Here is a 13,029-nt window from a genome sequence, read left to right as displayed (position 1 = left end):
GGGGAGCCGGTCACGGGTTCCTGCCGTAGACGGCCTTGGGCGGAGCGGGGGCCGGGCCGAGCGCGTCCCGCAGCCAACGGTCGTAGGTGGCGCTCCACCGGCCGTCGGAGCGCATCCCGGCGAGCACCTGGTTGACGAAGCGGACCATGTCGACGTTCTTGGCGTTGACCCCGATCCCGTACGGCTCGGCGGTGAACGCCTTCTGGTCCGGAACCACCGCGTACGGGTCCTGGGCGGCCAGCCCAGCGAGCACTGTGTCGTCGCCGGTGATCGCGTCCACGGCGCCGGACTGGAACAGCACCAGGCAACCGGTGTGGCTGTCGGAGCCGACCGGGATCGCCTTCGGCGCCAGCTTGCGGAGGTTGTCCATGCTCGAGGTGCCGTTCGGCGCACACACCTTCTGGCCGGACAGGTCGGCCAGCGTGGTCGCCTTGGACCCTCTCCGGACCAGGATCTTCTGGCCGGCCCGGTAGTACTCGGTGGAGAAGCCGATCTGCTTCCACCGGTCGCAGGTGATCGTCATGTTGCGGGCGACGATGTCGACGTCGCCGTTCTGCAGCGCCGGGATCCGCTGGGCGGCGGTGATCACCTTCAGCTCGTAGCGGTTCTCGTCGCCGAAGATGGCCTTGGAGACGGCCTTGACCATGTCGATGTCGAAGCCCTCGATCTTGCCGTTCAGCGGGTTGCGGGAGCCGAGCAGGTAGGTGTCCGCGGAGACACCGGCGATCAGTCGACCGCGGTCGGCGATCTTGCGCATGGTCGAGCCGGACGGCATCTGACCTGCCGTGGGCTGGTCGCCGCTGGGGGCGTACGAGGCCAGCGCGTTGTCGCAGGTCGTCGGGGTGGTGCTGGCGCCGCCGCCAGTGGGGAAGGCGCTCGGCGCCGGGGTCGGCAGAGGGGTGTCGGGGTAGCCGGCCAGCGAGCAGCCCGTGGCCAGTGTGAGCACGGCAGCGGCCAGCGCCAGCGGCAGCCGGCGCCGGCTGCTTCCGGTCGCGCTCATCGGTACTCCCGCAGTCGCAGGGCCAATCCTCGCCGGCCGAACAGGGCGGCGGCGACGCCGGCCGCAAGGGCCAGGATCGCGGCGATGATCATGCCGGTCCGCGGCGCCCGGAGCCCGGACCCGAGATCGCCGGCGAGACCGTCGACCACGCCGACCGCGAAATCGTCGAAGGCGCCGAAGGTCGCGTTCGCCGAGTCATCGCCCGTGCCGGTGGCGAGCGCGACCGCGGCGTCCCACTGGCCGCCGTCGTCGAGCTTGCGGATCTGGCCGTGGACGGTGGTATAGCCGGTCCAGCGTTGGGTCAGCTCGTCCGACTGCACCGTGCCGAGGGCGTCGTCGACCTTGGCCGCCGAGTCCTTCCAGGCCTGCTCGAAGGCCGCACCCGAGCCCCGGCTGATCAAGGTCAGGCTCTCGTTGGCCTTGGCGTCGTTGCCCCGGATCCGGGCCTGCGCGGCGGCGGTGAGCGGGTTCAGCGAGTCCGCCTTCAACCCGTTCAACGCGCTGCCGGTCTGACCCAGCGCGATCGCGCCGCCGACCAGCAGCACCAGCATGATCACGCCGCCGGTCAGCAGTCCGACGTTGATCGTCCGGCGGAAGGTGCGCGCGACGAAGATCATGGTGAGCACGAAGCCGGCGAGCAGCAGCACGCCGATCGCCTCGAACCACCATCCCGGCCGCGCGTCCATCTCGTCGGCGGCCCGCTGCGCGTTCACCGCGACGAGGGTGTCCAGAATCGGCAGCGCGTCCGCCCGCAGCCCGGCGCTGGCGGTGCGCAGATACTGCGCGCCGACCGGGAAACCCTGCCGGTTGTTGGCCCGTGCCAGCTCGATGGTGGAGGCGTAGGTCACCACCTCGTCGTTCAACGCCGCGAGTGCGTCCGCGTCAGCCGGTTGCGCGTCGGCCGCGGCCGCGATCAGCTCCGACGTCTCGCTGATCAGCTGGTCGTAGCGCGCCCGCTGGGCCGGCGGCTCCAGGCCGCCGACCAGGAAGGCATTGGTGGCGGTCGCATCGGCGCTGAGCAGGTCGGTCTGGATCTGCTGCACGCGCACCAGCTGCTCGGCGTTCGCCTCCGCCCGCGACAGCGCCCGCGCCTGCAACGCGAAGCACGCACCGCCGACGATGCCGAACAGCAGGCCGGCTACCAGTACGCCGATGGTGAGCAGTCGCAATCGCCGCGGGGTCTGGCTGGGCTGGGCCGGCGTCGGCGTCGTCGCCACGGCACCGCTTGCCGGGGTGGGTGCTGGTGCCGGGGGTGGTGGGGCTGTCGCCTGCGCCGCCTGACTCATGCCTGCCTCTCCTCAACCGCGTGCCCTGGGGTTGTCGAAGGGCTCTCCTGTGGTGCCTGCTCCGAGCCTGTCGAACGGCTCTCGTCCTGCGCCTCGGCGGGCTCCTCGCGCGGCTCGTCGTCGAGGTCCTCCGGGCGCAGCTCGCGAAGCTGCTCGAGGGTCGGCTCGGCCACCTCGCGCAGCCGCCAGGCGTGCCGCCCGATCGCGGCCTCCAGCTGGTTGCGGGCGAACCGGCCGTTGCCGAACAGCGGTCCGCGCGGCGTGGTCAGCAGGATCGCCTCGAACCGCCGCCTGGAGTCCTCGGGTACGTCGTAGTCGGCCTTCGCGGCCAGCGTGAGGAAGATCGAGACCAGCTCGTCGTCGGTGTAGTCGGCGAACTCGATCGTGGTCCGGAACCGGCTGGCCAGGCCCGGGTTCTGGGCGATGAACAGCGCCATCGGGTCCGGATAGCCGGCCACGATCAGCACCAGGTCGTCGCGGCGGTCCTCCATCTCCTTGACCAGGGTGTCGGTCGCCTCCGTGCCGTACTGGTCGCCGGCCAGGCTGTACGCCTCGTCGATGAACAGCACGCCGCCCGCGGCGGAGGCCACCACCTCGGCGGTCTTCATCGCGGTCTGGCCCAGGTAGCCGGCCACCAGCTCGGATCGGTCGACCTCCACCAGCTGCCCCTTGGACAGCAGCGAGAGCGCCCGGTAGATGCCGCCGACCAGCCGGGCGACAGTGGTCTTCCCGGTGCCCGGGTTGCCGACGAAGACCAGGTGCCGGGTGATCGTGGTCGAGCGCAGGCCGGCCTTGGCGCGCAGGCCCTCGACCCGGAGGACCGCGACCTGGCGGTGGATCTCGGCCTTGACGTCGGCCAGCCCGATCAGGGCGTCCAGCTCGGCCAGCAGCTCCTCGAGGCTCTTCTCGGGCTGCTCGGCTTCGTGCCCTGAGCCCGCAGCTTCATGCCCTGAGCTTGTCGAAGGGCCTTGCACCTGCGCTTCGACAGGCTCAGCGCGCGTTTCCCCCTCGTGCCCTGAGCCTGTCGAAGGGCTGCCCGCTTGCGCTTCGCCGGTTTCGGAACGCTGACCGGTGCCGGAGCTGCCGATCCCGGGGAACGCCCCGGGCGTGCGCGGGTCGATGTGACTGAGGTCGAACCAGTCCTGCTGCCGCGGGTCGGGGGCGGCGATCTGGTCGGAGGCCTGCCGCTGCCGGACGAGCTTGTCCATCGCGTCGTTCAGGGCGGCCATCGTGCGGGTGCCCCAGGCGCGGAGATCGTCCGGCGGCGTACGGTCGTCAGTCATGGCAGGTCCAAGGTATTAGGCGGCGGGGGCGGCGGCACGTTCCCACCGTCCAGCCCGAGCGCGCCGCCGCTGGCGGCAGCACCGAACTTCTCCTGCAGGAATCGCCCGTGCACGATCAACGCCTCCGCGTCGGACCGGACCGCGGCGTCCAAGATCTTGTCCATCGTCGCGCCCAGCAGGTCGAGCTGGTCGATCAACAGCATCAGCGACGTCTTGCCGTGCTCGATCGGCCGGGTGTCGGCCCACTGCCGGGGGAGTCGCAGGTAGGCGCCGACCGCCTCGGGCAGGTAGTCCGTCGCGGTGGCCATCACCGAGTACGCCTCCGGGCTGCCCAGGCCGAGATTGCGCAGCCGGGGCAGCGTCTGCCGGACCGTGTCGGTGATCCGCTTGACCCGGGACACCACGACCGGCGGCACCACGCCGCCGGCCACCATCGACTCCGTCCGGTCGAGAGCCGCCATCAGGTCGGCCTCGGTCGGCACCGACGCCACCGGGGCGGCCGCTGCCTCCGGCGTGTCCCAGGCCGGATCGGCGGCTCCGCCGCCGCCGAAGACCCGGCCGAACCACTCCCGGAAACCCACGTCACCTCACCCTGTCCACTCCGCCGTCGGGTCCCCGATCGTACGGACTCAGCGCAGGCTGCCGGGACCGCCGCCGCTGTCCAGGTCGAGCGAGCCCGACGCCAGCCGCTGGTCGGACTGATTCACCCGGTCCAGGTATTCCTTGGACTTGGCGACCTCGGACTCCAGCGTGCCGATGGTCTGCGCCATCGTGTCCAGGGCCTGCAGCTTGAACGTGTCGATCGAGTCCATGGTGGCGTAGATGTTCTGGAACGCCGCCTGCAGCTGCGGCATCCCGATCGTCGCCGACGCGGCCTGCTGCTGGATCTGCGCGGAGTTGTCGCGCATCATCTCCGAGGTCCGCTGGATCAGGTTCGAGGTGGTGGTGTTGAGCGCGGTGATCTGATCCAGCACCAGCTTCTGGTTGCCCAGTGCCTGCGCCACGATGATAGCGGTCCGCAGCGCCGCGATCGTGGTCGTCGAGGCCCGGTCCACACCCTTGATCAGCTCGATGTTGTTCTTGATGATGATGTCGATCGCCAGGTAGTTCTGGATCGACACCGCCAGTTGGGTGAGCAGGTCCTGATGCTTCTGCCGGACGTAGAACAAGACGTCCTGGCTGAGGGCCTTGGCCCGTTCCGGGTCGGTGATCTCCAGCTGCGAGATCTGCGCGCTGAGCTGCGAGTCGAGGTGCTCGGCGATGTAGACGTACTGGTTCAGCCGGCCCATCGCCCCCCAGAGGTTCTGCTTCTCCAGGTTCAGCGCCACGTTGTCCCGGGTCAGCTCGTCCTGGCCGTTGCGCAGGGCGTGCAGGATGCCGTCCAGGTGGGTCTGGGCCGACTGGTACTTGCGGAAGTAGTTCTCGACCTTCTCCCCGAACGGGATGATGCCCAGGAACTTCTTCGTGCCGGTCGCCTGGCTGGGGTCGAGGTCCTCGACCGTCCGGCGGAGCTCGAGCAGTGTGTTGCCGACCTTCGAGCCCTCGGCCAGCCCGCCCTCCTTCAGCGCCCGGACCGGGGTCTGCAGCAGCCGGTTCGAGGTCTCCGCCGCCCGGCGTACGTCCGCGTCGCCCATGCTGCGGACGTTCGCCGCCTGGGTAGCGAACTCCGGCGACCGGGTCTGTGCGTTCATCAGCGCGGACATGAAGGAGTCGACCTTGCTGTCCAGGGCCGGCACGGCCGCCGGGTCCACCTTGGGTGCGATCGCCGGCGCCTGCGTGGCGGCCACGGGCTGGGGCGGCGCCGGAGCCGTCAGCGTCAGCGGGCTCGGATCGGGCGGCGCGAGCGGCATCGGCGCAGCCGCGCCAGTCGGTTCGGTCATGGGCCCCAAATCTACCTGCCCGAGGGTTGACGGGTAGTGGTCCGTCGTCCCCGTCTGCTGCGGGATTGTCGGCGAGTCGGCCCTGGAATCGGAACTTCGGCACGGCTGCCAGCGGAGCGCCGGGAGTGCAATCAACCCCGCGGCTTCAAGCGCAGCGGAGCGAGGAGCGAGGCTTGCCGAGCGGAGCAGATCACACAGGTCTGATCTCTCCCGATCCGCGGACGATCAGCTCCGTCGGGACGATGATGGTCTCCTCCGGCGAGGTGTCGCCGTCGAGCCGGGCGAACAGCCGCTGGGCGGCCAGCGTCCCGATGGCTGCCGGGTCCTGGGCCAGCACGGTGACCGCAGGATCCACGAGGTCGGCGAGGGCGAGGTCGTCCAGCCCGATCAGCGCCACCCGGTGGGCCAGGCTCAGCCGGTGCAGCGCCCGCAGCGCGCTGAGGGTGAGGAAGTTCTGGCTGGTGAACAGCGCTGTCGGCGGCTCGTCGAGGGCCATCAGCCGCTCGACCGCGGCCTCGAGCTCGTTCTCCGGATGGGTGCTGGTGGATCCGTCGACGGCGTACAGCCGAGGATCGAGTCCGGACTGCCGCATCTCGTCCTCGAAGCCGCGGCGCCGCTCGATCGTGGTCGAGACCGCCGGATTCCCGCTGAAGTGGGCGATCCGGCGATGGCCGTGGGCGACGAGGTGTTGGACGGCGCGGCGTGCGGTGCCGGCGTTGTCGATCACGACGGCATCGGCCAGCAGCCCGACCGGAGGACGGTCGACGAACACGATCGGCGTGCCCTGCTCGCGCTCGATCTGGAGGTAGCCGTGATCCGGGGTGATCGTGGTCAGGATCAGGCCGTCTACCCGGCGGCGGGTGAACGCCCGGACGAGGTTGCGTTCGCGGGCCGCGTCGTCGTCGAAGCTGGCCGCGAACACGGCGGTGCCGCGGGCCACCGAGACCTCTTCCACCGCTCTGTTGATCGCCGCGGAGAAAGGGTTGCCGACCGACTCCAGGAGCAGCCCGATGGTGAGCGTCTTGCGGTCGCCGCGGCGCAGCGTTCCGGCCCCCAGATTGGGCTGAAAATTCAGTGCGGCGATTGCGCGCTCGACACGTTCCCGCATCTGGTCGGAGACGTTAGTCTCATCGTTTATCACACGTGAAACGGTCTTGATGCCGACACCGGCAAGCGCCGCGACGTCACGGATGGTGGCTCGCGGTCGCGGACTCCGCGGATCGCTTGAAGATGACATCGTTGTCCTGTGCCCTTCGGGGTCACGCCGGATTGTTTCACTCAGCGTAGTGCAAACCGTTACAGAATCACCCCACGGGTGCCTTGACGGCTGGCTGAGAATGCCTTAGAAATGATTCGACACCGTTGTCAGTGTGGCGGCGGGCACACTTCTCGTGGAGGCATAGATGCATCGAGGCACGCGGCTCGCGCGCAGGATCTTGGTTCCTGTCGCGCTGCTGAGTTCGGCTGTCCTCGCCCTGGCGGCGTGCGGCGGCAGCAGCGACAACACGGCGGGCGGAGGCGCTAGCGGCGGAGGCGGCGGCGACAAGCCCGTGTCGGTCACGCTGATCACCAAGACCAGCACCAACCCGTTCTTCATCGCGATGCAGCAGGGTGCCGAACAGGCCGGCAAGGACAACAACGTCAAGGTCACCACCGTTGCCGGCAAGGCCGACGGTGACGAGCAGACGCAGATCGACGCGATCGAGGCGGCTATCGCCCGCGGCGACCAGGGCATCCTGATCACGCCGGCCACCGACGCGGTGAATCCGAAGATCCAGGAGGCCCGCGACGCTGGCCTGTACGTGATCGCCCTCGACACGCCGCCCAACCCGCCGAACGTCGTCGACATCACCTTCGCCACCGACAACTTCAAGGCCGGCGAGCTGATCGGCAAGTGGATGGCCGGCACCCTGAACGGCGGCGACGCCAACATCGCACTGCTCGACCTGTTCAACGACAAGGTTGCCTCGGTCGACTACAACCGCGACCAGGGCTTCCTGACCGGGATGGGCATCGACACCAAGGACAAGCAGAAGAACGGCGACGAGGACAAGTCCGGCAAGTACACCGGCGGCAAGGGCGGCAACTACACCATCGTCTGCAACGAGCCGACCCAGGGAGCCACCGACGGCGGCAAGACCGCGATGGAGACCTGCCTGGCCAAGTCGAAGAACATCAACACCGTCTACACGATCAACGAGCCGGCGGCGGTGGGTGCCTCCGGTGCGCTGAACGACGCCGGTGTGAAGGCCACGATCGTCTCGGTCGACGGTGGCTGCGATCCGGGTATCAAGGCAGTGAAGGACGGCACGATCGGCGCCACCTCGCAGCAGTACCCGCTGAAGATGGCCCAGCTCGGGGTCGAGGCGATCGCGAAGTTCGTCCGGACCGGTGAGAAGCCGACCACCACCCCCGGTCTCGACTTCTACGACACCGGCGTCCAGCTGGTGACCGACAAGCCGGTCGAGGGCGTGCCGAGCATCACCACCGACGAGGCCGAGAAGATCTGCTGGGGCGCCAAGTAGGTCGTTGACGCGCCCGATGGGTCGGCCCCTCCCGCGTGGAGGGGCCGGCTCGCGGCATACTCCCACTCACACCCGACGGCAAGGAAGCCCAGATGAGCGTTACGACGCCAGCGAGCACGCCGACCACGGCTGCCGAACAGTTCGCGATGCGCCGGCAATCGCCGGTCCAGCGCATCCAGCACCTGCTGCACTCCCATCCTGCGATCAGCCCGCTGCTGGTGCTGATCGTGGCCTTCATCGCGTTCACGATCGTCAATCCGCGGTTCGCCCAGCCGGCGACGATTTCGATCATCCTCCAGCAGACCGCCGTGATCGCCGCGCTCGCGATCGGTCAGACCCTGATCATCCTGACCGCGGGTATCGACCTCGCTGTCGGCGCGACCTGCATCCTGGCCATGCTGGTGATGTCGAACCTGGCGGCGCACAACGGCGTTCCGGGACCGCTCGCGCTGCTGATCGGCATCGCGGTCGGCACGCTGTGTGGATTCCTCAACGGCATCCTGGTCACTCGGGTCAAACTTCCACCGTTCATCGTCACCCTGGGCACGTTGAGCATCTACACCGCGATCGGGCTGATGTATTCCGGTGGTCAGAGCGTCGGGCGCGCGGACATGCCCGCGATCCTGAACGTGATGGCGACCCGGTTCAAGCTCGGTCCGTTCAACCTCACCTTGGGCCTGCTGTTCGTGGTCTTGATGGCGGTCGTGGTCGCGTTCATCCTGAGCCAGACGGCCTGGGGTCGGCACGTGTACGCCGTTGGTGACGACATCGAGGCCGCGCGTCTGGTTGGCATCCGGGTGGACCGGGTGCTGCTGAGCGTCTACACCGTCGCCGGTCTGATCTACGGCATCACCGCTTGGGTGTTGATCGGCCGCGCGGGCACGGCCAGCCCGAACGCGATCGTGGACGCCAACCTGGAGACGATCACGGCCGTCGTGATCGGTGGGACCAGCCTGTTCGGCGGTCGTGGCGGGATCATCGGGACCATGCTCGGTGCGCTGATCGTCTACTCGTTCAACATCGGCCTCAGCCTGGCCGGCGTCGACGCCCAGCTGCGCGTTCTCGCCATCGGCGTCTTGATCATCGTCGCCGTCAGCATCGACCAGTGGATTCGGAAGGTGAAGGGATGAGCACTCCGGCTACCAGCGATCTGTCGCCCGAGGAGCAGGGCGCGGTCGGTCTCGGCAACCCGCCGGTGCTGGCCGACCCCAAGGACACCGTGCTGTCGGCGCGCGGCCTGATCAAGACGTTCGGGCGGGTGGTCGGCCTGGACGGCGTCAACGTCGACCTGTTCCCCGGCGAGGTGCTGTCGGTGATCGGCGACAACGGCGCCGGCAAGTCGACGCTGATCAAGGCGCTCACCGGGGCTCTGATCCCCGACTCCGGCCAGGTGTTCCTGGACGGCCGGGAGGTGCACTTCAGGTCGCCGCAGGATGCCCGCAGTGCCGGCATCGAGACCGTGTACCAGACCTTGGCCGTGGCTCCGGCGCTCGACATCGCGGCCAACATGTTCCTCGGCCGGGAGCGGCGGCGCAGCGGTCCGCTCGGCAGCGTCCTGCGGATGCTGGACAAGCCCGGCATGAAGGAGGACGCCGGCAAGTCGATGGCGAACCTCGGCATCGCCACCGTGCAGAACATGTCCCAGGCCGTGGAGACCCTGTCCGGCGGCCAGCGGCAGGCGGTCGCGGTGGCCCGGGCGGCGACGTTCGCGACGAAGTTCGTCGTGCTCGACGAGCCCACCGCGGCCCTCGGGGTGAAGGAGACCGGTCAGGTGCTGAACCTGATCCAGCAGATCAAGGCCAAGGGCCTGCCGGTCATCCTGATCAGCCACAACATGCCCAACGTGTTCGAGGTGTCCGACCGGATCCACATCGCCCGGCTCGGCGGCTGTGCGGGCGTGATCACGCCCAAGTCGCACACCCCGACCGAGGCGGTCGCGATCATGACCGGCGCCACCACCCTCGCCAAGGGCTGACCCACCGGGCCCGGCGGCGGACCCCGGCCCCGGACCCTGGCGCCGGGATTCCGGTCCCGGGAGCCCGCCCCCCGGCGCAGAAACTGTGCACGTCTTGCAGACCTGAAGCGATTCAGACTGCGAGATGTGCACAGTTTCGCGTTGTGGCGGGATCGAGGATCGGGGTCTCCGCGGTCGGGGTCCGCGGCTGAGCGGGCGGGCGCCGGACCCGCCATCTCTCGGTAACTGTGCATATCTTGCGATTCTGAAGCGATTCAGACTGCGAGATGTGCACAGTTTCGCGGGGAGGGGGTCGGGGCGAGTGCAGGAGCAGGGTGGGCGGGTGGTCAGGCGACTCGGCGACGTACGTCCCAGACGGCCAGCCCGAGAGCAACGGCGATCACTGCGAGGGAGCAGACCAGGGCGACCCGGAGGCCGCCGGCCGGGTCGAACCGGGCCGAGCCGAGGTGGTACGCCGTCACCAGCAGCGCGGCCCCGAACGCGGACCCGATCCGCTGCCCGGTCTGCAGCGCGGCACCGGCGGCGCCGCCCATCCGCGGTGGTACGTCGTTCAGCGACAAGGTGATGTTCGGCGAGATCACCGCGCCGCCGCCGAGGCCGGCGACGAACAGCGGCAGCACCAGCAGGGGCCAGCGCAACTGGCCCGGCGTGGGCGGCAGCACCAGGGTCAGCGCCACGATGCCGGACATCATGATCAGCATCGCGTAGACGGTGATCATCCGGCCGATCCGGGCGACCAGCCGGCCGGCGATCGGTGAGCTGATCGCGCCGCCCAGCGCCCAGGGCGTGACCAGCAGGCCGGCCTGCAGCGCGGTCAGCCCGGCGGCCTGCTGGAAGAACAGGGACAAGATCAGCAGGATGCCGGTGAACCCGGTGAAGTACATCGTCCCCACCGCGATCCCGGACGCATAACCGGGCGTCCCGCGCAACAGCGCGAGGTCGAGCAGCGGCGGTCGGCCGGCGGCGCTCACCCGCCGCTCCCAGGCGACGAAGGCCCAGCCGAACAACGGTGCCCCGACCAGCACGGCCAACGCCCAGCTGACCCCGCTTTGCGCCTGGACCACCGGCAGCAGCACGCAGAGCACCGCGGCGCCGAGCAGCAGGGCGCCGACGACGTCGAGCCGGGTCTCGGCCGGGTCGGCGGCCCGGCGTCGGCGCGGCACCCAGAACCAGATCAAGACCAGCGCGACCAGCCCGATCGGCACGTTCACCAAGAAGATCGTGCGCCATCCGCGATCCTCGCCGAAGGCCGCGATCAGCAGCCCGCCGAGCACCGGCCCGGTCGCGCTGGCGATGCTCACCGTGGTCCCGAACCAGCCGAACGCGATGCCGCGCTCCCGTCCGCTGAACAGCTGCTGGATCAGCCCGGAGCTCTGCGGGGTGAGCAGGCCGGCCGCCGCGCCCTGGAGCAGGCGGGCCGCGACGACGAGCTCGGCGTTCGGGGCGAAGCCGACGGCGGCACTGGACGCGATGAAGCCGATCAGCCCGATCATCAGCATGATCCGCCGGCCACGCGCGTCGCCCAGCCGGCCGCCGGCGACCAGGGTGAGGCCGAAGGCCAGGGCATAGCCGGAGACGATCCACTGCACCGTCTCGTTGCCGGCGCCGAGTCCGGTCTGGATCGAGGGCAGCGCGACGTTGACGATGGTGACGTCCAGCAGGCTCATGAAGCCGATCACCAGGGTCAGCGCGAGCACCCGCCATCGGTGCGGATACGGCTGGGGCGGACTCGCGCTCGGTGCGGTAGCGGTCAGGACGAGGCCGTCCGGGTCCGCAGCTCGGGGACCTCGCGATCGGGGAGCTCGTAATCGGGCAGATCGCTTTCGGGCAGGCTGTGCCCGGCCGGGTTGTGTCCGGGCGGGTTGTGTCCGGGCAGGGCGTGCTCGTGGAGGGGGAAGCCGCCGATGCCGCGCCAGGCCAGCGTGCTGACGAGCTGCTTCGCCTCCTCGAGCGCGATCGACTTCTTGGTGCCGCCCGAGACCCAATAGCGGGCGCTCACCTGCGCCACCCCGACCAGCGAGATGGCCAGCAGCTTCGCCCGGTCGGGGGAGAGGTCGGTGTCCTCGACGATGACCTCGGCGATCGCGTCGGCGATCTGGTTGTTCACCTCCCAGAGCCGCTTCTGCACCTGCCCGTCACCGGTCAGGTCGGACTCGAAGACGAACCGGAACTCCCCGCTCGCAGAGTTCACGAAGTCGTAGAACGCGCCCATCGTGGCGACCACCCGGGCGGCGTTGTCCTCGGTCGAGTCGAGTGCGTCCTCGACCACCTCGATCAACCGGTCGCAGCTCGTCTCGAGCAGGGCCAGATAGAGGTCGAGCTTGGACGGGAAGTGCTGGTAGAGCACGGGCTTGGAGACGCCGGCCAGCTCGGCGATGTCGTCCATCGCGGCGGCGTGGTAGCCCTTCGAGGTGAAGACCTGGTTGGCCGCGTCCAGCAGCTGGGCCCGGCGCTGGTCGCGCGGCATCCGAGCCACCCGACCTTGGGGCTGACTCTGCTGCCTCGCGGCCGGCTGCGTACGGGCCATTCACGCATCGTATCCGGCGCTGCCTGATCGGGCCCGGCGCCAATCCGACGCCTCGTGTTCACCGGGCCGGGCTAGCGTCGGCGACGACCCGGCCGCTCGGCCGGGCGCGAGCGACCGGGAGGGACCGTGGGCGAGATCGTGGTTGGCGTGGATCTGTCCGACGCCGGGGTTGCGGCGTTGCGCTGGGCGGCGGCCCAGGCGAGGGTGACGGGTGCCTCGCTGCGCGGCATCCACGTGCTCAAGCTGCCGGACGCGTTCGCCCTGGCGGGACTGGTCGGCGCGGCCGTCGAGACCCCGGTCGAATCCATCAACGCCGGCTATCGGCAGGCGCTGACCGCGGTCTGGCAGTCGGTGGATCCGGACGACTCCTGGAGCTTGGAGTACGTCGTCGACGACCCGCGCGGCGTGCTCGCCGAGGCCTCGAAGCAGGCCAGCCTGATCGTGGTCGGCACCGGCTCGAGCTCGGGCCTGGAGCGGCTGATCTCCGGTTCGGTCAGCCACTACATCCTGAATCACTCGCACTGCCCGGTGGTGGCCGTCCCCGCCGGCTGAG

General features: G+C 69.6%; 12 protein-coding genes. 4 read left to right on the top strand and 8 right to left on the bottom strand.

The genetic code is table 11. The annotated features are described in order from the left end of the window. Positions 1–10: 10 nt before the first annotated feature. From ABD747_RS12345 to ABD747_RS12320, 6 genes are all read right to left on the bottom strand, one after another. Positions 11–1,000 (bottom strand): glutamate ABC transporter substrate-binding protein, encoded by a 990-nt coding sequence (locus ABD747_RS12345; RefSeq protein WP_344804875.1) that lies wholly within the window; start codon positions 998–1,000, stop codon positions 11–13. Beyond that, positions 997–2,286: a hypothetical protein gene (locus ABD747_RS12340; protein ID WP_344804873.1), complete on the bottom strand. Its 1,290-nt coding sequence runs from the start codon at positions 2,284–2,286 to the stop codon at positions 997–999. The genes ABD747_RS12345 and ABD747_RS12340 overlap by 4 nt, the downstream gene beginning before the upstream one ends. Further along, a complete protein-coding gene (locus ABD747_RS12335) occupies positions 2,283–3,569 on the bottom strand; it encodes an AAA family ATPase (RefSeq protein WP_344804871.1) in 1,287 nt (428 codons plus the stop codon). The genes ABD747_RS12340 and ABD747_RS12335 overlap by 4 nt, the downstream gene beginning before the upstream one ends. Then, the gene (locus ABD747_RS12330; RefSeq protein ID WP_344804869.1) at positions 3,566–4,150 is read right to left on the bottom strand and encodes a hypothetical protein; all 585 of its coding nucleotides are present in this window, start codon (positions 4,148–4,150) and stop codon (positions 3,566–3,568) included. Before ABD747_RS12330 ends, ABD747_RS12335 begins: the two co-directional genes overlap by 4 nt. A 48-nt stretch (positions 4,151–4,198) precedes the next feature. Then, on the bottom strand, positions 4,199–5,449 hold the full coding sequence (locus ABD747_RS12325; protein WP_344804867.1) for a toxic anion resistance protein: 1,251 nt from the start codon (positions 5,447–5,449) through the stop codon (positions 4,199–4,201). A 190-nt stretch (positions 5,450–5,639) separates the two neighbouring features. Further along, entirely contained in the window at positions 5,640–6,686 is a 1,047-nt protein-coding gene (locus ABD747_RS12320; RefSeq protein WP_344804865.1) for a LacI family DNA-binding transcriptional regulator, read from the bottom strand. 313 nt (positions 6,687–6,999) lie between these two features. Here ABD747_RS12320 and ABD747_RS12315 point away from each other — a divergent pair, with 313 nt between their 5' ends. The 3 genes from ABD747_RS12315 (at position 7,000) to ABD747_RS12305 (ending at position 9,949) form a co-directional block, all read left to right on the top strand. After that, positions 7,000–7,974, top strand: a complete 975-nt coding sequence (locus tag ABD747_RS12315) for a substrate-binding domain-containing protein (RefSeq protein ID WP_344804863.1) — start codon at positions 7,000–7,002, stop codon at positions 7,972–7,974. A gap of 92 nt (positions 7,975–8,066) precedes the next feature. Further along, entirely contained in the window at positions 8,067–9,104 is a 1,038-nt protein-coding gene (locus ABD747_RS12310; protein WP_344804861.1) for an ABC transporter permease, read from the top strand. After that, complete coding sequence (locus ABD747_RS12305; RefSeq protein ID WP_344804860.1) at positions 9,101–9,949, top strand: ATP-binding cassette domain-containing protein; 849 nt, start codon at positions 9,101–9,103, stop codon at positions 9,947–9,949. Before ABD747_RS12310 ends, ABD747_RS12305 begins: the two co-directional genes overlap by 4 nt. A 326-nt stretch (positions 9,950–10,275) precedes the next feature. Here the strand turns inward: ABD747_RS12305 and ABD747_RS12300 are convergent, their stop codons facing one another. Further along, positions 10,276–11,646: an MFS transporter gene (locus ABD747_RS12300; protein ID WP_344804858.1), complete on the bottom strand. Its 1,371-nt coding sequence runs from the start codon at positions 11,644–11,646 to the stop codon at positions 10,276–10,278. A gap of 53 nt (positions 11,647–11,699) precedes the next feature. After that, the gene (locus ABD747_RS12295; protein ID WP_344804856.1) at positions 11,700–12,476 is read right to left on the bottom strand and encodes a TetR/AcrR family transcriptional regulator; all 777 of its coding nucleotides are present in this window, start codon (positions 12,474–12,476) and stop codon (positions 11,700–11,702) included. Positions 12,477–12,623: 147 nt separating this feature from the next. Between ABD747_RS12295 and ABD747_RS12290 the strand changes: the two genes are divergently transcribed. Then, positions 12,624–13,028 (top strand): universal stress protein, encoded by a 405-nt coding sequence (locus ABD747_RS12290; RefSeq protein ID WP_425562514.1) that lies wholly within the window; start codon positions 12,624–12,626, stop codon positions 13,026–13,028. Position 13,029 lies beyond the last annotated feature (1 nt).

The organism is Microlunatus ginsengisoli (assembly GCF_039537205.1).
Taxonomy (GTDB): domain Bacteria; phylum Actinomycetota; class Actinomycetes; order Propionibacteriales; family Propionibacteriaceae; genus Microlunatus; species Microlunatus ginsengisoli.
Note: the sequence above shows the minus strand (reverse complement) of the source record. Positions and strands in the feature narration are given on the sequence as shown.